Source organism: Kaistella sp. SH40-3 (assembly GCF_030686865.1).
Taxonomy (GTDB): domain Bacteria; phylum Bacteroidota; class Bacteroidia; order Flavobacteriales; family Weeksellaceae; genus Kaistella.
Genome location: NZ_JAQYUS010000006.1, coordinates 146,171 through 163,825 on the forward strand (window position 1 = coordinate 146,171; position 17,655 = coordinate 163,825).

Sequence of the window (17,655 nt, forward strand, 5' to 3'; positions counted from 1 at the left end):
TTAGCATTTATAATATTGGATTTAGCAATTGTCATACTCAACTGGAATGGTAAAAATTGGTTAGAAAAATTTCTTCCCAACGTTATTCAACATTCCAAAAATGCAGTTCTTTATATTATTGATAATGCTTCAACTGATAATTCTATTTCTTTTTTAAAGGAAACGTTCCCAAATGTTAAAGTCGTTCAGAACGAAAAAAACCACGGTTTTGCTGGCGGTTATAATGAAGGTTTAAAACAGATAAACCACGAATTCTATTGTCTTTTAAACTCCGATGTAGAAGTTACTGAGAACTGGATTGCCCCTGTTTTTAATTTATTTAAAAGCGATTCAACTATCGCAGCAGTTCAACCTAAAATAATCGATTTTAATAAAAGAAATCATTTCGAATTTGCTGGAGCTGGCGGAGGATTAATTGATAATCTTGGTTATCCTTATTGCAGAGGAAGAGTTTTTGAAAAGATTGAAGAAGATCAAGGACAATATAATGATGAAGTCGAAATTTTCTGGGCTTCGGGATGTTGCTTTTTTATTCGGTCTAAAGATTTCTGGGCAGAAAATGGATTTGATGCCAGATTCTTTGCACATCAGGAAGAAATCGATTTGTGCTGGCGCTTGAAAAATGACGGCAAGAAAATATTCTATACCGGAAAATCAACGGTTTACCATGTCGGCGGCGGAACATTAAATAAACAAAGTCCACAGAAAACTTTTTTGAATATTCGAAATAATTTTTCGATGATTTTAAAGAACACGCCACTTTCTACTTTACTTTGGCTAATTCCCTTTCGTTTGGTATTAGACGGATTCGCTGGAATTTATTTCGGTTACAAAAATGGAATATCTCATTTCTGGGCTGTGATCCGAGCACATTTCTCATTTTATGCACAGATTCCACAAACAGTTAAACTTCGTCAAAAAAGCCAAATTAAAGATTTCTACCAGGCAAAATGGTTAGTCTTTAAGAACTTTCTCTAATTTATCGTCCACCTTTAGATATTCTTGAGTTAAATTTATCTACTTTTATGTTATGAATATAAAAACGGATATCTACTTGATTGTTGCCATCATTGTGGTGGTTATTCTCGTTCTGGGTATCTTCATTTATTTTTTTCAACATAAATTTTTCTTTCAACCAGAAAAACTTCCGGGAGATTTCAAGTTTGCTTACGAAAATCTAAAAGCGGAGGAGAAATTTGTAGAAACAGAAAAAGGGGCTCACATCAGTTATCTTCATTTTCAGGTTGATGATCCAAAAGGGGTTGTCATTTATCTAAAAGGGAATACGAAAAGTATTAAAGGTTGGGGGAAATTCGCCATCGATTTTACCCGATTAGGTTATGAAGTTGTAATGATGGATTATCGCGGATTCGGTAAAAGTATAGGCAAAAGAACGGTTGAAGCCATGAAAAGAGATTCGCAGTTCATTTACGATATTGTTAAAAGAGAATTCAGCGAAGATAAAATTATCGTTTATGGTCGTTCGCTCGGCGCTGGATTTGCAGCGAGGTTGGCTTCGAAAAATAATCCACGTTTATTAATTCTGACTTCACCGTTGTATTCATTACTAAGAACGATTCATCGATATTTACCTTTCATGCCAGCAAAACCATTTTTACGGTATAACATTCCAACTTTTCAGTATTTAAAAAATGTTCGCTGTCCTATTAAAATTATTCATGGAAGCGATGATCGACTGGTTCCCATCAACACAGCAATTGATCTCTCTGAAATCAATCCTGATTTGACGAGATTGTACATTATTTTAAGAGCAGGCCATATCGACATTCATCAGTTTGAAGAATACCACCGCGTAATGGAAGAAATTTTCGAAGAGCGAAAAATTTTCATTGATGCAGATCAAACAAGTTTGGGGTATTCCCATCGAAAAGGATAGTTTTCTTACATTTACGCCATGTCTGAACTTCTAAAATATCTTCAGGAAAAAGTAGTTTTTTTACCAGTAGTTTTACCCGAGAATCATGAATTTGATTTTGGTCAAAACTTCGAGGAATACTTATGGGAAACCCCTTATGAAGGAAAAATAGATGTTCTTCATTTTAAAATTAAAAATCCAAAAGGCGTAATTGCTTATTTTCACGGAAATTCGGATAACCTTCTACGCTGGGGTAAAATCGCGCATGAATACACCCACTTCGGTTACGATGTTTTGGTAATGGATTACCGTGGCTACGGGAAAAGTTCTGGTCCTAGAAATGAGGATTACCTTTATTCCGACGCACAGTTTTTTTATGATTTTGCGAAGAATCATTATGGGGAAGAAAACACAATTGTTTATGGAAGAAGTTTGGGCGGATCTTTTGCGGTTAAAATTGCTGCCGAAAACCATCCCAAAGCTGTTATTTTAGAAGCTACTTTTTTTAATTTACAAGATATTGTAAACCGATGGCTGCCAAAAAAAGTTACTGATAAAGTTTCACCAACGATGACTTATCACTTCTTATCAAATGAAAATATTATAAAAGTAGAAAGTCCACTTTATCATTTTCATGGTACAAAAGACAAAATAGTTCCTCTAAAATCAGGCAAGAAACTTTTTGAAGTTTTCAAAAAAGCACAGCCAAAAATTGAGAAGAAATTTATTGAAATTTCTGGAGCGACCCATGATGATTTAATTAATTATAAAGAATTCGTAGAGGAACTCAAAAAAATTCTAAAATAAATTGTACTATTGAGGTCTTAAAAAAAATGATACATTCCAATGATTAATTTCTGCGCCATCGATTTTGAAACTGCAACTTCTGATAGAAATTCCGCTTGCGAAATGGGAATTTGTGTGGTTGAAAATGGCAAAATTGTAACTACGAAAACCTGGCTCATTAAACCACCAAGTTATCCTTATTTTAATCCATTCAATATTGCAGTTCACGGAATTACTCCAAAAGAAGTTCAGGATGCGCCGACCTTTGATGAGATTTGGCATGAAGCCCAGGATTTGATGTACGGAAATTTAATGATTGCTCACAACGCTGGTTTCGATGCCGGAGTTTTGCGCAGTTGTTTGGATCATTACGGCTTCTTTAAACCAAAAATGAATTATTTATGCAGTATTTCTATTGCTAAAAAATCCTGGAAAGGTTTACCGAAATACGGATTGAAGAGTTTGGCAGAACAGCATAATATACAATTTAATCACCACAGAGCAGGTGCTGATGCAGAAGTTTGTGCAAAAATTTCACTATTAGCATTTGAAAGGTTGATGTTAACGAGAAATGAAGAAGTAAATGAAGTGATGAAGAAGAATTTGAAAATACTATAAAAAATAAGTTCTTCTAGTTACTCAGAACTTCTGAAACTAAATTAAATTTAGGAACTTCTACTTCTAAAGTTTCATTGGTTAGAAGATTCTTGCAGAAATAAATTCCCTGCATATTCCCAACTCCAGAGCGAAGTAAAACGTTAGAAAAATAGGTGAAATTTTCACCGGGTTCAATAACTGGTGTTAAACCAATAACGCCATCGCCAGCCACTTCAGTAAAACCAAATCCTAGATCAAAAATCAACCATTTTCTGCTCAAAAGTTGAATAGCATCTCTTCCTAAATTTTCGATGCTGATATTATACCGAAAAACGAAACGATTATCTGCAGGAAAACTGTTTTTGATATCATATTGAGGAATAACAGAAACCTTAATATCGAAAGTAGTTGTAGAAATCATCACAAATATTTTAAAAATGTAGATACAAAAATCCCGCCTTTTTAGACGGGATTTATATTATTACTGAAAATCTATAATTATGATTAAAGTTCCAATCCTTTTCTCTCGTCACCTCCCAATAAAAATTCTACTGGATTGTCGATCGCTTCTTTAACAGCAACAAGGAATCCGACAGATTCTTTACCATCGATAATTCTGTGATCATACGACAACGCAACGTACATCATTGGGCGAATAACTACCTGTCCATCAATTGCCATCGGTCTTTGAAGAATGTTGTGCATTCCTAAAATCGCAGATTGTGGCGGGTTGATAATTGGCGTAGACATCATTGATCCGAAAGTACCACCATTAGTTATAGTAAATGTACCACCAGTCATTTCATCAACGGTAATTTTACCGTCTCTTACTCTTTCTGCCAAAGATTTAATATTACTTTCAACACCACGGAATGACATATCTTCTGCATTTCTCAACACTGGTACCATCAATCCTTTTGGACCCGAAACCGCAATTGAAATATCGCAGAAATCATAATTGATTTTATAATCTCCATCAATAGATGCATTTACATCTGGATATAATTTTAATGCTCGGGTAACTGCTTTGGTAAAGAATGACATAAATCCTAATCCAACGCCGTGTTTCTGTGCAAATTCTTCTTTGTATTGTTTTCTGATTCTGAAAATTTCCGACATATCTACTTCATTAAAAGTAGTCAACATCGCCGTTTCATTTTTAACCATTACCAATCTTGCAGCAACTTTTCTTCTTAAAACAGAAAGTTTCGTTGTGCTAGAACCTCTAGAACCACTTGTAGAAGAGATTGATCCCATTGCTGCAACGGAGGCTACATCAGCGTCCTGTTTAGTAATTCTACCATCTTTGCCAGAACCACTTACTTGAGTAGCATCAATTCCTTTTTCGTCTAAAATTTTCTTAGCCGCTGGTGAAGGAGTTCCTGTTGCGTAAGTCGCACTGGTTGCCGGTTTTGCTTCTGCTTTCGGTGCTTCTACTTTTGCTGGCTCTGCTGCTTTAACTTCTGCTTTTGCAGGAGCCGAACCTTCAGGCTTTGAAGCAGAAGTATCAATTAAACATACCACTTGACCAACTTCTACCACTTCACCTTCTTCCGCTTTTAACGTGATGGTTCCGCTTTCTTCAGCAGGTAACTCAAGGGTTGCTTTATCAGAATCTACTTCCGCGATGGGTTGATCTTTCTCTACATAATCGCCGTCTTTTACTAACCACGTCGCGATTTCAACTTCTGTGATGGATTCTCCCGGAGATGGGACTTTCATTTCTAATATTGACATCGGATATATTTTTTATTTTTTGTTTATTAATTTATTGATCTTAATAATGATTCTGGAATAAACTGTATCAAAATCGGGATTTGTTTTTTCTCGATAACAGTGAATTTCCAATTTTTTAAATCTGAAGAATTCGCTATTGTCTCTTTTACTGTTTTAATTTCAAAGACTCTCGTACTTTCATCATAACTCACTTGATTAGGTCCAAATTCTGACCGTAATGCCGAAAGCAGTTTTTCTGGCTTAACTCCGGGCACATTAAATTTCATGTCCAGGTTTTGTCTGTAAGTCAGTTTAAGGAAAGAATTATTGTTTTGTTTAATAATTTCTTCACCAATTACAAGTTCTTGTGGTTGATAAATTTTAACTTCAACATCCTGTGAATTAAACATTTGATTCATTAAAGCAACCACTTGTTCTTTAGGAAAGATTTTAAAATAATCTTCATTTCCATACTTATCCAGCGCTTTATCAAAGTTTTTATTCTCTATTAATACGCTGTATTCTCTAAATTGATTTTCAATATCACCTTTGATATTCTGGGAAAAATTCAATACAGAAAATGAAATGCACAAAAATAAAAGCACTTTTCTCATCTTGAAAATTTTAAGCCGTAACAGGTCTTTTTGCAGGCTCATCATTTCTATCAAAAACTCTGTTGATTACGCTATTTTGATTTTTCTCAAACATTTTATGACTTCCTGGCGCTGGCGAACCACTTGGTACAGCAGCAATAACCTGAATTCCTGTATCACGGAAATTTCTTAAGATATAACCCCAAGCTCCCATATTCTCTGGTTCCTCCTGAACCCAAAGTAATTGTTTTCTGTTGCTATATTTCGCAAAAATCTCATCAATCTTATCTTGCTGAAGTGGATACAATTGTTCCATTCGAACAAGCGCAATATTTTCGCAGTTCAATTCTTCTTTTTTAGCCAAAAGTTCATAATAAATTTTACCAGAACAAAGAACTAATTTTTCAATCTTAGTTTCATCAGCAGTAACATCATCGATGATCGGCTGGAATTGTCCAGTTGCCAAATCTTCTATTGTTGAAATTACTTTCGGGTGACGCAATAATGATTTTGGAGTCATTACTACTAATGGTTTTCTGAAGTTCCATTTCATTTGTCGTCTTAACAAATGGAAGTAATTCGCTGGAGTTGTCGCATTGGCAACCACCATATTTTCATTGGCACAAAGTCCTAAGAATCTTTCTAATCTTGCTGAAGAATGCTCTGCTCCCTGGCCTTCAAAACCATGTGGAAGAAGCATTACCAAACCTGCTTGGATTTTCCATTTCTCTTCAGCAGCGACCAAATATTGGTCGATAATGATTTGTGCACCATTTACGAAATCTCCAAACTGCGCTTCCCAAATTGTTAAAGTGTTTGGTGAAGCCATGGCGTAACCATAATCGAATCCTAGCACTCCATATTCTGAAAGGTGCGAGTTATAAATATCGAAACGATTTTCGCTAATATGTCGTAATGGGATATATTCTTCTTCGGTATCTTCCGTTTTCACTAAAGCGTGACGGTGGGAGAAGGTTCCTCTTTCAACATCTTCACCAGAAATTCTGATATTGTGACCTTCCGTAAGCAAAGTTGCATAAGCCAACCACTCACCCAAAGCCCAGTCCAAAGTATTTCCTTCGATTGCTTTGATTCTGTTCTCAAAAAGACGGGTTACTTTAGTAATGAATTTTTTATCGCTTGGCAAAGTTGACATTCTGATTGCCAATTCTTTTAATTCCTTCGCGTCGAATTTGGTATTCACTGGATTAAGAACTGCTCCTTTTGCAGACATTGGTAAATCTTTCCAATAATCTGCCATAAAAAGATCCATGGTGTTTTTCGCAATCTCTTTTGAGGCATCATAATCTGCATCTAAAAGTTTTTTGAATGAAACCTCCATTTCCTTCAGAACCTCATCAGAAAGAACTCCTTCCTGCATTAATTGTTCTTTGTAAATCTCTCTTGGATTCGCGTGCTTAGAAATTCTTTTGTATAAATTCGGCTGCGTAAATCTTGGCTCATCACCTTCATTATGACCGTATTTTCTGTATCCTAAAAGATCGATATAAACATCTTTACCAAACTGAGCGCGGAAATCTGCTGCAAAACGAATCGCATGTACAACCGCTTCTACATCATCTGCATTCACGTGCATTACAGGAGATTCTGTTACTTTAGCAACATCCGTACAGTAGTTAGACGAACGTGCATCTCTATAATTTGTAGTAAATGAAACTTGATTATTCACCACAATATGTACGGTTCCTCCAGTTCTATAACCTTCCAAAGTCATCATTTGTGCAACTTCGTACACGATGCCTTGACCAGCAATAGCACCATCACCATGAATGATGATTGGTAAAACTTTTTTGAAATCTTTATATTTATTATCAACTTTTGCACGGCAAATACCTTCTACCAAAGCAGCAACTGTTTCTAAATGCGAAGGGTTTGGCGTTAAATTAATTGAAACCTCTTCCCCATTGGCTGTTTTAATAATTTTAGAAGAACCCAAGTGGTATTTTACGTCACCAGAAAATACATCTTCTTCAAATTCTTTTCCTTCAAATTCAGAGAAAATCTGTTTGTATGATTTACCAAAAATATTGGTTAAGACATTTAATCTTCCACGGTGAGCCATTCCCAAAACTACTTCATCAACACCTAATTGTGATGAACGGGTAATTAATTGATCTAAGGCTGGGATTAATGATTCGCCACCTTCCAGGGAAAACCTTTTTTGTCCAACGAATTTGGTATGAAGATAATTCTCAAAAGCAACTGCTTGATTCAGTTTTTCTAATATTTCAACCTTCTCATCAGAATTTAATTTTGGATGATTTTCATTCACCTGCAACCATTCTCTAATGAATTTACGTTCTTCAATATTGTTAATGTGCATGTATTCCACACCAATTGATTCACAATAAATCTTGTTGAGATGATTTATAAGTTCCTGCAATGTAACTGCGGTAGCAAGACCTGTAGTTGTTGCAGAATTAAATTTGCGCGTAAGATCTTCTTTAGTTAAACCAAAGTTTTCAATATCTAAAGTCGGTTCGTAATGTCTTCTGTCACGCACCGGATTAGTGTGTGTAAAAAGATGACCACGATGTCTGTAGGCTTCGATTAAATTTAGAACCTGAAATTCTTTTTGAATATCCTCTGGAATCTGCCCATTTGCTGCTGCTTTATTTGCCAGTTGAGCCGGTGCAGAAACATTGGTTGCTTCAGAATTCCCCCCAAAATCATCACCATACCCCGCTAATGCAAAATCAAATCCTTGAAAAAATGCTTTCCAGGAAGGTTCTACAGAATCTGGGAACTTTAAATATTGTTGATATAAGTCTTCTATTAACTGCGAATGAGCAGCGTTTAGGAATGAAAATTTGTCCATCATTTACAAATTATCTGTTTATTTTTATTTAAAGACCAAATTTAACAAAAATAAGTGAGGTACTAAAGCCTAAAAACGGTTAATAACAGGATTGTTATAAATTATTTAAAAACTGGTAAAGATAACATCATTATGGTGTTATTTTCTGTGGTCGGCTCTTCTAAAAAAGTTTGTTGTAAATCTCCGATTCTCATCGTGTCTCGTTTCGCTTTTGTTAATAATTGCTGTATTGCGCGCACTCTTCCAGCATAATTTCCTTTATAAAAAATCACGTATTGTTTTGATCCATTTAAAGTCCTGAAACTGAAATTATTATCAGAAACTGGTTCTTTTTTAGAAAGCGGAATTCCATAAAAATAAGAAACTTCTTTATCTTTAAAATTATCTGCATCTGTGATTAATACTGGTTCACCATACTCATCATCTCTTTTACCCAAATCCATTTTCACAAAGTTCAGAACTTTATTGTGGTTAATGACGATGTTTTTGAAAAGCGCATCTTTCACATTTTTAGTCGTTACATTAATTCCCAAAAGCAATTGACTGTCTTGCTGCTCTACCATGAGTGAATCGAATTTTAAACTTTCACGCTGAATTTCTTTATCTACTTTATTTCCTAAAAGTTGATAAAGATTTTTCATGCTTTTATCAATGTTATCCACCCAAAAATCTTCAGAAATTAAATTAAGAGATCTCTTTAAAAAAGGCTGCTTGGGAGTATGAATATACCAAACGATTTTAGTTTTATTATTTTGTGGAATAAATTTCAAATCAATATTGTAAGGAGTACTTTTTTTCCCTTCAAAAAGTTGAAATTTCAAAGTTTTTTCTGGATTTTCATACCGAATAAAAATATCGCCAAAAACATCATTATCTTTTTTATCCCGATAGGTCATCGCGCTTCCTTTACCTTCATAAGGAGAATAGTATTGAAAAGTAAGGTTTTTATTTTCTGAAAAGAACGCATTCCATCTGCTGAAATTCTGAAGGTTATTGAATTGCGTAAAAACTTTATCAACCGGATAATTAATTTCTTGTTCAATGGTGAAGTTTTTATTTTCATCCACAAAAGTCATCGAAACGGCATAAACTGCTCCGAAAAACAAAACGATAGATATCCCAATTTTTAACCAACGCATGCGGCAAAAATAAGCAAAAACGTGGGCAAAAAAAAACACGGTATTAAAAATAGTACCGTGTTTTTTTTTAAAAATCTAAATTCTTATGAAATCTGAGTTCCTGGTTGAATCACTGCGTTCTTTTTAACGATCACAATTCCATCCTTAATTGAATGGTTTTCAAAATCACCATCTGGCAAATGTTTACCTCCAATAATTCTTACGTTATCGCCAATTCTACAGTTTTTGTCGAGAATGGCTTTTTCAATATAGCAGTATTTTCCAACTCCTAAATTAGGAATTCCATTGCTGTCGTTTGATACAATTTCGTTGGTATCCTGATAAAAGTCGGCTCCCATCATATAAGAATTCATTATGGTACTTCCTCTGTCCACACGGCTTCTGTTCCCAACGATCGAATTTTCTATCTTATCTGCCATTACGATACATCCGTCACCAAAAATCGCTTTGCTCACATAAGATCCCAATATTTTGGAAGGTGGGAGCATTCTAGCTCTTGTATAAATAGGAGATTTGCTAAATAAATTGAATTTCGGAAAATCTGTTGTTAAATCTAAATTCGCATCGAAAAACGATTGTATGGTTCCTATATCGGTCCAATAGCCATCATATTGAAAACTTAATGTTTTATATTTCCCAATGCCATTCGGAATTAATTCGCCACCGAAATCATCACCAGAATCTTCATCAAACATTTTCTTCAATCCATTTTTATTGAAGACGTAGATTCCCATAGAGGCAAGATATTCTTTACCTTCACCTTTATTTTTCTCAGAGACTTCAGATTTCCAATCATTTAAAATATCACCAGAAGGTTTTTCTATAAAGGAAGTAATATTTCCTTCTTCATCAGATTTCAAAATACCAAATCCTGTCGCATCATGAGCATTTACTGGAATCGTAGCGATGGTTATATCGCCTTTGTTTTTGCAGTGAAAATCAATCATTTCACGGAAGTCTATTTGATAGAGTTGATCACCAGAAAGAATTAAAATATATTCATAATCATACTTATCCAAATGCTTCATAGACTGGCGAACGGCATCTGCTGTTCCTTGATACCAGGCATCACTTTCTATATTTTGTTCAGCTGCTAGAATATCTACGAATCCTTTGCTAAAGATATCAAAGTGAAAAGAATTTTTGATGTGTGAATTTAATGACGCAGAATTAAATTGAGTTAATACCAAGATTCTGTTAAATCCAGAATTAAGACAATTAGAAATCGGAATATCGACTAACCTATATTTTCCTGCAATAGGAACTGCAGGCTTTGAGCGCGTATTGGTTAAAGGAGCCAACCTTGCTCCTCTTCCTCCACCAAGAACAATTGATATTACACTAGGTTTCATAGATGTATTTTTTAATAGATTATTAAATAATGTTGCTTAACAATATTACCATTTTTACTTTACTTTTCAAAATTAAATCTTATGATAAATGAAGTCATTATAGAAATTTCTAAAAAATAACGGTATAAATATTATAGTTAGCAAAAAGAATCACAAGAAAATTTATGTACTGGAAAGGAATTTAGGATTTAGTTTAAAGATATTCAAGATGAATCGAGAAACCTTTGTAGCAAACATCTAAGAAGAGAATAAAGAATATAAACCTAATACTTAATCAAAAAAGTCTCTCAAAATAATTGAGAGACTTGCGATCCGGACGGGATTCGAACCCGCGACCTCCGCCGTGACAGGGCGGCATTCTAACCAGCTGAACTACCGGATCAATTTTTTTTGAAAAGTATTGATAAACTTTTGTAGTATTTTTATAAACTATAAATAATTTATAAAAAAGCGATCCGGACGGGATTCGAACCCGCGACCTCCGCCGTGACAGGGCGGCATTCTAACCAGCTGAACTACCGGATCAATTTACCATAAAAATTAAACTGCAAAAACTCTTGCTGAGTTAATATTGCATTACGCAATTTCGTTTAATTATCGGATTTTCTAATTTGTAAAGAACTTCTTTCTTTTTGGTGAGTGCAAAAGTACAATTTTTATTGCACCTTGCAAACTAAATTTAAAAAAAGTGCTCTCCTATTAAGGAAAGCACTCATTTTCAAGCCATTTATTTTTATAAATGTGCTGATAATTTTTCAGCAATCACTTCTTTTGAAGCAACACCTACAATTTTATCTACCACTTCTCCATTTTTAAAAATCAAAACGGTAGGAATATTTCTGATTCCGTAGTCTACAGAAACTTGTTGGTTGTTATCAACATCAACTTTTCCTACAATTGCTTTTCCTTCGAAATCAGTCGCTACTTCTTCGATAATTGGTCCAAGTGTTCTACACGGTCCACACCATACTGCCCAAAAATCTACCAATACCGGTTTATCTGAATTCAATACCATTTCCTGAAATGATTGATCTGTAATTTCTAATGCCATTTTTATATATTTTTTAAAATTAATTTTAAGTCTACAAATTTACGATATTCTTGCTAATTTAACTTTTTGTCTATCTATGTTCAACATTTGCTTTTTCTATTTGAAAAGTCTTTGCAATTTCTTCCACCGCCTCAACCAATGCATCAATATCTTCTTTGGTTGTAAAGTGGCTGAAAGAAACTCTTAAAGGTGTCGTGCTGTCCATTTCCTCTTCATCAACAACCATCATCAATACCATGGAAGGTTTTGACGCTCCAGATGAACACGCGCTTCCTTGTGAGATCGCGATTCCCTTCATATCTAACTTTAATCCAATCATAGGATCTTTAAAAGGTAAAAGAACACTTAAGACGGTATATAGACTATTGTCCATTTCAGCACTTCTACCGTTAAATTTAACTCCTTCAATTTTCTGAGATAACTGATCGATCGTATATTGTTTAATCTCCCTAACATGATCAGCATAACTATCCATATTTTTAAGATAAATTTCCAAGGCTTTTCCTAAACCTACAATTCCGCAAACGTTTTCTGTACCTGCTCTTAGGCTTCTTTCCTGTGGACCACCGGTAATAATTCCTTTTAATCCTGAAGCTTTTCTAACAAATGCAAAACCGCTTCCTTTTGGTCCATGGAATTTATGTGCACTGCATGAAGCAAAATCTACGGGAATATCAGAAAAATCCATATCCATGTGCGCCATTGACTGCACGGTGTCTGAATGAAATAAGGCATTGTTTTCTTTGCACATTACCGCTACTTTTTTAATATCAAGCAGGTTTCCAATTTCATTATTGGCGTGCATTAAAGTCACCAAAGTTTTCTTGTCAGAACTTTTTAGAAGATTTTCTAACTGCTCTAAACTTACATCTCCTTTTTTATCCGGACGAAGATAAGCCACTTCAACTCCTCTTCTTTTCTTCATATCTAAAACCGTCTCAGCCACGCATTTATGCTCAAGCGGCGAGGTAATAATCCGCTCTACTCCCAAATGATCGACACACGATTTGATGATCATGTTATTGGATTCTGTTCCGCAAGAAGTAAAAATTATTTCTGCCGGAGTTACCTTCAGATATTCTGCGATCTCTCTTCTCACGTTTTCAATGAGTATTTTGGCTTCCTGACCAAGACTGTGAGTTGATGAGGGGTTACCAAAATTATTCTTCAACACGCCAACCATCGCATCGATTACCTCCTCAGATAGCGGTGTTGTAGCCGCATTATCCAAATAAATTTTATTCATTTTTACCTTTACTTTTTAAATTTTTTCAGAGTTTAAAATTAATGAAAAAATTTAAACTGACCTTCATTTGCCCAATCCAACATTTCCTGATCGCCCGAAGTATCTCCAAAAGCGATTGTTTTATCGTATTTCTTTCCAGAAATTTCTTCTTTAATTCTATTTACTTTTTCAATTCCGTTGCAGTTTTTTCCGATAAAATTTCCGGTGAAAATATCATTTTTAAACTCTGCTTTTGTTGCGATAAGATTCATTTTGAATTTATCGGCAAACGGTTTCACCCAAATATCAAGCGACGCAGATACGATATAGCAATCTGTTTGTGAGTAATCAATATTCTTAATGAAATCTAATGCATTCTCCCGAAAGATTTCAGGATAATACTGGTCGAAAAATTCCTGCGACTTTTTTTCGATTTTTGCTTTAGGTTGACCTTTAAGAATGGAGGATATAAAACTCTTCTTTACTTTCTCAGCCTCTAAAAGATTTAATTTCAATAAAGTAAATAGTGGAATATGTTTGATAAACTGAATTCTAAATTTTGTAGCATTATAGAATTTAAGATATAGAAACATAGTGTCGCTGTAAGTTAAAGTTCCATCAAAATCAAAGCAATATAATTTCTTCATTTTTAAAAATTCAATCTGATTTAATTCTGTGTAAACTACAAATTATATTTTATAGTATTAAAGTTTCAATTTTTTAAAAATAAATTCGGGAATATTTTTGATAATCAACATAATAACGCTCCAAATTGGCAAAACATAAACAACGTTTCTCCTGTTTTTGTAAGCCTTGTAAATTACGTCTGCTGCCTGTTTTGGACTTGCTGTTAATTTAGGATTGAGTGGTAAACCTTCGGTCATTTTGGTTGCCATAAAGCCAGGTTTTATAGTAAGAACGTGAACTTTTTTGCTGAACAGATAATTTCTCAGTCCACTTAAATAAGCAGTTAAACCCGCTTTTGCACTGCCGTAAATAAAGTTACTTTGTCTCCCGCGCTCGCCTGCCACCGAGGAAAGAACGATCATTGTGCCGGATCTTTGTCGCTCCATTTTATTGGCAAAGAAATTAAGAACGGGAATTAATTTCGAATAGTTGATATCGATGATTTTCTCTGTATTTCTATTATCGTAAAGTCCTTCTTCTGTTCCTTCGCCCAGATATCCTGTAGCACAGAAAAGAAGTTCAGAATCAATTTCATCAAAACTGGTGTAATCGACTGGCTTCAATAAATCGAGTTCGATGATCTCTGACTGCTGAATAAATTTCACCTCGAGATGTTTCGCAAATTTCTCAGTGGTTTCTTTATTTGAAGTGAAAAGATATATTTTCGAAAATTTATCACCCGCACTTAATGTCTTCTCGACAAATGCCTGCGCAACTTCTGAATTGCTTCCTAAAACGATCATAGTTTATTTTGTAATTTCTAGATGTGGATTTCTGAACGGAATTATCTTACAAAGATTCATTAATTATTTTGAATTCTTTTCTGCTGCATAGAAACAAATTTAGAATTCTGAACATTCTGCAGATAATTGGTAAGCGAAGGCTTGCTCATTGAATCTTTGCTTAAATAAATTCTACCGCCAAATTCTTCAACAATCGCATCGAGTTGTGTAACTAATTTTTTCAGTTTTGAGTTTACTTTAAAATCCAAAGCCAAAGTATAACCTTCCATCGGAAAGGAATTGTACGCTTCCGGATTGTCTTTACCAAAAAGTTTTAAAACAGCCAGAAAAGATCCGTTTCCACTTTTAGCAATAGTTTCGAGAATTTTCTTCATTCCTTCTTTTCCCTTTTCTTTTGGAATGACCATTTGATATTGAATAAAACCTTTTTTACCGTAGATGCGATTCCAGTCATTAACAATGTCAAGTGGGTAAAAGAATTGTTCATAATGGATAAAATTCTTGACTTCTTTTTTACTTTGTTTAAAGTAATAGAGAAGATTAAATAATTTCACAGTAAGATTATTCAACACAAAATTCGGAAAGTAGAAAGGAATTGAGGGTTGAATTCCCTTTTGCATTTTTAAAGGATTTTCCTGCAATTTTTTTGGTAATTCATGTTTAAAAGCATGCTCACCTCGCATCATAATACTTCGTCCCAATTTTTGATCCTTTTGAAGACAATCAATCCAGGCAACATTGTAAGTCCACGATTCACTTTCATCAAACAGTTTAAAGATTTCATCTAAGTTTTCGGCTTTTATGCTTTCTTGACGAATATAGGTGCTTTCAATATTTTTTAATTTGAATTTTGCAGAAAGAATAATTCCGGTCAAACCCATTCCACCAATGCTTGCCCAATATTTGTCCGCATTTTCAATTTTAGAACAAGTTAGAATTTCACCTTTTTCATTTAATAAATTAAACTCAATTACATACTCAGAAAAACATCCTTCAGCGTGATGGTTTTTCCCGTGTACATCGGATGCAATTGCGCCACCGACTGTAATAAATTTGGTTCCTGGTGTGACAAAAAGAAAATAACCTTGTGGAACGATTACTTCTAAAACATCGGAGAGTAAAACACCAGATTCGCATTCGATGATTCCGTTTAACCGGTCGAAACTGATAAATTTATTCAATCTTTTAGTAGAAAAAATATTTTCAGAAAGTGAGGCATCACCATAACATCTGCCATTTCCTCGGGCGATTATTTCGTGGTGATTGCGAACGTATTCTATAATTTTAGCAGAAGAATCTTCGGACTTCATTTCTTTTTCCACTACCGGAAAATTTCCCCAATTCGTTACAGTCTGTTTATAATCTGGTTTCATTTCTTAAAATAAATTTGTAATAAAAACGCAACTAACCAAAGCACTAAAGTGACCTGAATGTATCGGTCTTTATAAATAATTTTAGTGGGTGATTCGGTTTTGTTATAAACCAAAGTCTGCTGCAAATAGCGTAAAAAAGCAAATACAACAAAGATTACCGTGTAAAAAACTCGCGGATGAAAACGTTGTTGAACTTCAGGTGAAAGCGTAAACATTAAATAACAAACAATTGCCAATGCACAACTGATTGAAAGTGCGATGTCTGCAAATTGCACATTATAGCCGTCCAATGATTTTCTTGTTCTACCCGATATTTGAGCATTGATGAGTTCTCCTCTTCTTTTGCCAATCGCTAAAACCAATGCCAAGACGAAAGTAAGTAAAATGGCCCATTGCGAAATGAGAATTCCCGTTGCGTAACCTCCAGCTAATACACGTAGGACGAAACCGATGGAAATAATCATGACATCTACGATTGCAACGTGCTTAAGTTTAAAAGTATAAGCCAAATTCATGACAAAATAAAAGCCAACAATACTTGCAAATTTCCAAAGATTATCTTGTAAAAAATCTTTGGTCAGGAACATTAAAATAAAAATAATGCTTAATAAAAGCACCAAAATTACTCGGGCTGATGATTTAGAAATAAGACCACTTGCTAAAGGTCTGTTTTTCTTTTCGGGATGTTTTCGATCAGATTCTATATCTGAATAATCATTAATGATATAAATACTGCTCGCTGTAAAAGAGAATATCACAAAAGCAAAAATGCTTTTAATTAACAAATCAAGATGGGTAATATTTCCCGAAAAAAAGAGTGGCAAAAAAACAAAAAAATTCTTGACCCACTGCTCAATACGAAGCAGTTTTAAATATTTCATCATTCATGTAAAATCAAGAAGCAAAATTAGTGAAATTTAAATAAAAAAAATCCGCCGAAGCGGATTCTATATTTATACCTATTGGTTAATGAATACTATTGGTTGGCAGCTTCATTAATCATATTTTCGTTTGCGGTAATTGCAAATTCAACTCTTCTGTTTTGTGCTCTACCTGCATCAGTATCGTTAGATGCTATTGGTTCTTTTTCTCCCATTCCCATTGCAATCATTCTTGAGCCAGAAATTCCTTTAGAACTTAAATAACTTTTTACAGCTGCGGCTCTTCTTTCAGAAAGTGAAAGGTTATAGGAATCAGCACCTTTACTGTCGGTATGACCGTAAATATTAATGTTGGTATCTGGATTATTTACCAAAACTTGCGCTAATTTATCAAGGTTAACTTTTGCTGCTTCGGTTAAGTTAGAAGAATCGAATCCGAAGTTTACCATATTTTCTTTCATGGTTACTCTAATTCCCTCTCCAACTCTTTCTACTTCTGCGCCTGGTAAAGTTTCCTTAATTTCTTTCGCTTGCTTGTCCATTTTGTTACCGATCACGTTACCGGCTACTCCACCAACTACTCCACCAAGAACTGCTCCAAGAGGTGCGTTTTTACCTTTACCGATATTGTTACCCAAAACCCCACCTAAGATTGCTCCGGCAGCAGTTCCGATAACGGTTCCTTTTTGTTGATTATTTGAGTTTTTTACTGCTTCACAACTTGTCATTGTCACCATTGATGCTGAAATGAATAGTGCTGCGATATTCGTTTTATTAAAAATTTTCATAAGTTTATT

Annotated in this window: 17 protein-coding genes and 2 tRNA genes; 4 read left to right on the forward strand and 15 right to left on the reverse strand. The window is 34.5% G+C overall.

Features of this window, described 5'->3' with window-relative positions; all coding sequences use genetic code 11:
• Positions 1–15: 15 nt before the first annotated feature.
• From PUH65_RS11170 to PUH65_RS11185, 4 genes are read left to right on the forward strand one after another with little or no spacing between them, the layout of a single operon-like run.
• The gene (locus PUH65_RS11170; RefSeq protein ID WP_305520082.1) at positions 16–978 is read left to right on the forward strand and encodes a glycosyltransferase family 2 protein; all 963 of its coding nucleotides are present in this window, start codon (positions 16–18) and stop codon (positions 976–978) included.
• Positions 979–1,030: 52 nt separating this feature from the next.
• Positions 1,031–1,897 (forward strand): alpha/beta hydrolase, encoded by an 867-nt coding sequence (locus PUH65_RS11175; RefSeq protein WP_305520083.1) that lies wholly within the window; start codon positions 1,031–1,033, stop codon positions 1,895–1,897.
• A gap of 18 nt (positions 1,898–1,915) precedes the next feature.
• Complete coding sequence (locus PUH65_RS11180) at positions 1,916–2,683, forward strand: alpha/beta hydrolase (protein ID WP_305520084.1); 768 nt, start codon at positions 1,916–1,918, stop codon at positions 2,681–2,683.
• A gap of 39 nt (positions 2,684–2,722) precedes the next feature.
• The gene (locus PUH65_RS11185; protein WP_305520085.1) at positions 2,723–3,280 is read left to right on the forward strand and encodes a 3'-5' exonuclease; all 558 of its coding nucleotides are present in this window, start codon (positions 2,723–2,725) and stop codon (positions 3,278–3,280) included.
• 13 nt (positions 3,281–3,293) lie between these two features.
• Here PUH65_RS11185 and apaG read toward each other — a convergent pair whose 3' ends face one another.
• The 15 genes from apaG to PUH65_RS11260 all read right to left on the reverse strand — a co-directional run bounded on the left by apaG (position 3,294) and on the right by PUH65_RS11260 (position 17,646).
• Positions 3,294–3,680, reverse strand: coding sequence for a Co2+/Mg2+ efflux protein ApaG (gene apaG / locus PUH65_RS11190; RefSeq protein WP_305520086.1), 387 nt, complete (start codon positions 3,678–3,680; stop codon positions 3,294–3,296).
• 83 nt (positions 3,681–3,763) lie between these two features.
• The gene (gene odhB / locus PUH65_RS11195) at positions 3,764–4,996 is read right to left on the reverse strand and encodes a 2-oxoglutarate dehydrogenase complex dihydrolipoyllysine-residue succinyltransferase (RefSeq protein ID WP_305520087.1); all 1,233 of its coding nucleotides are present in this window, start codon (positions 4,994–4,996) and stop codon (positions 3,764–3,766) included.
• Positions 4,997–5,022: 26 nt separating this feature from the next.
• Positions 5,023–5,589 carry a hypothetical protein gene (locus PUH65_RS11200; RefSeq protein WP_305520088.1) on the reverse strand — a complete coding sequence of 189 codons (567 nt, stop codon included), beginning with the start codon at positions 5,587–5,589 and terminating at the stop codon, positions 5,023–5,025.
• Positions 5,590–5,599: 10 nt separating this feature from the next.
• Entirely contained in the window at positions 5,600–8,407 is a 2,808-nt protein-coding gene (locus tag PUH65_RS11205) for a 2-oxoglutarate dehydrogenase E1 component (protein WP_305520126.1), read from the reverse strand.
• A gap of 101 nt (positions 8,408–8,508) precedes the next feature.
• Complete coding sequence (locus PUH65_RS11210; protein ID WP_305520089.1) at positions 8,509–9,546, reverse strand: polyketide cyclase; 1,038 nt, start codon at positions 9,544–9,546, stop codon at positions 8,509–8,511.
• An 83-nt stretch (positions 9,547–9,629) separates the two neighbouring features.
• Positions 9,630–10,898 carry a glucose-1-phosphate adenylyltransferase gene (locus tag PUH65_RS11215; RefSeq protein WP_305520090.1) on the reverse strand — a complete coding sequence of 423 codons (1,269 nt, stop codon included), beginning with the start codon at positions 10,896–10,898 and terminating at the stop codon, positions 9,630–9,632.
• Positions 10,899–11,206: 308 nt separating this feature from the next.
• Positions 11,207–11,280: transfer RNA gene (locus PUH65_RS11220), tRNA-Asp, on the reverse strand.
• Between the two features lie 69 nt (positions 11,281–11,349).
• Positions 11,350–11,423, reverse strand: a tRNA-Asp gene (locus PUH65_RS11225).
• 208 nt (positions 11,424–11,631) lie between these two features.
• Positions 11,632–11,949 (reverse strand): thioredoxin, encoded by a 318-nt coding sequence (trxA, locus tag PUH65_RS11230; RefSeq protein ID WP_305520091.1) that lies wholly within the window; start codon positions 11,947–11,949, stop codon positions 11,632–11,634.
• Positions 11,950–12,019: 70 nt separating this feature from the next.
• Complete coding sequence (locus tag PUH65_RS11235) at positions 12,020–13,195, reverse strand: cysteine desulfurase family protein (protein WP_305520092.1); 1,176 nt, start codon at positions 13,193–13,195, stop codon at positions 12,020–12,022.
• A 38-nt stretch (positions 13,196–13,233) separates the two neighbouring features.
• Entirely contained in the window at positions 13,234–13,821 is a 588-nt protein-coding gene (locus tag PUH65_RS11240; RefSeq protein WP_305520093.1) for an HAD-IB family hydrolase, read from the reverse strand.
• 57 nt (positions 13,822–13,878) lie between these two features.
• Positions 13,879–14,604 carry an SDR family NAD(P)-dependent oxidoreductase gene (locus PUH65_RS11245; RefSeq protein WP_305520094.1) on the reverse strand — a complete coding sequence of 242 codons (726 nt, stop codon included), beginning with the start codon at positions 14,602–14,604 and terminating at the stop codon, positions 13,879–13,881.
• 59 nt (positions 14,605–14,663) lie between these two features.
• Complete coding sequence (locus tag PUH65_RS11250; RefSeq protein WP_305520095.1) at positions 14,664–15,977, reverse strand: FAD-binding oxidoreductase; 1,314 nt, start codon at positions 15,975–15,977, stop codon at positions 14,664–14,666.
• Entirely contained in the window at positions 15,974–16,861 is an 888-nt protein-coding gene (locus PUH65_RS11255) for a decaprenyl-phosphate phosphoribosyltransferase (RefSeq protein WP_305520096.1), read from the reverse strand. The genes PUH65_RS11250 and PUH65_RS11255 overlap by 4 nt, the downstream gene beginning before the upstream one ends.
• 92 nt (positions 16,862–16,953) lie before the next feature.
• The gene (locus PUH65_RS11260; protein ID WP_305520097.1) at positions 16,954–17,646 is read right to left on the reverse strand and encodes an OmpA family protein; all 693 of its coding nucleotides are present in this window, start codon (positions 17,644–17,646) and stop codon (positions 16,954–16,956) included.
• Between the last annotated feature and the right edge of the window lie 9 nt (positions 17,647–17,655).

Coding starts and splice junctions, on each gene's coding strand:
- PUH65_RS11175 (WP_305520083.1), top strand. CDS start 1,031: ATGAATATAAAAACGGATATCTACTTGATTGTTGCCATCATTGTGGTG.
- PUH65_RS11180 (WP_305520084.1), top strand. CDS start 1,916: ATGTCTGAACTTCTAAAATATCTTCAGGAAAAAGTAGTTTTTTTACCA.
- PUH65_RS11185 (WP_305520085.1), top strand. CDS start 2,723: ATGATTAATTTCTGCGCCATCGATTTTGAAACTGCAACTTCTGATAGA.
- apaG (WP_305520086.1), bottom strand. CDS start 3,680: ATGATTTCTACAACTACTTTCGATATTAAGGTTTCTGTTATTCCTCAA.
- odhB (WP_305520087.1), bottom strand. CDS start 4,996: ATGTCAATATTAGAAATGAAAGTCCCATCTCCGGGAGAATCCATCACA.
- PUH65_RS11200 (WP_305520088.1), bottom strand. CDS start 5,589: ATGAGAAAAGTGCTTTTATTTTTGTGCATTTCATTTTCTGTATTGAAT.
- PUH65_RS11205 (WP_305520126.1), bottom strand. CDS start 8,407: ATGGACAAATTTTCATTCCTAAACGCTGCTCATTCGCAGTTAATAGAA.
- PUH65_RS11210 (WP_305520089.1), bottom strand. CDS start 9,546: ATGCGTTGGTTAAAAATTGGGATATCTATCGTTTTGTTTTTCGGAGCA.
- PUH65_RS11215 (WP_305520090.1), bottom strand. CDS start 10,898: ATGAAACCTAGTGTAATATCAATTGTTCTTGGTGGAGGAAGAGGAGCA.
- trxA (WP_305520091.1), bottom strand. CDS start 11,949: ATGGCATTAGAAATTACAGATCAATCATTTCAGGAAATGGTATTGAAT.
- PUH65_RS11235 (WP_305520092.1), bottom strand. CDS start 13,195: ATGAATAAAATTTATTTGGATAATGCGGCTACAACACCGCTATCTGAG.
- PUH65_RS11240 (WP_305520093.1), bottom strand. CDS start 13,821: ATGAAGAAATTATATTGCTTTGATTTTGATGGAACTTTAACTTACAGC.
- PUH65_RS11245 (WP_305520094.1), bottom strand. CDS start 14,604: ATGATCGTTTTAGGAAGCAATTCAGAAGTTGCGCAGGCATTTGTCGAG.
- PUH65_RS11250 (WP_305520095.1), bottom strand. CDS start 15,977: ATGAAACCAGATTATAAACAGACTGTAACGAATTGGGGAAATTTTCCG.
- PUH65_RS11255 (WP_305520096.1), bottom strand. CDS start 16,861: ATGATGAAATATTTAAAACTGCTTCGTATTGAGCAGTGGGTCAAGAAT.
- PUH65_RS11260 (WP_305520097.1), bottom strand. CDS start 17,646: ATGAAAATTTTTAATAAAACGAATATCGCAGCACTATTCATTTCAGCA.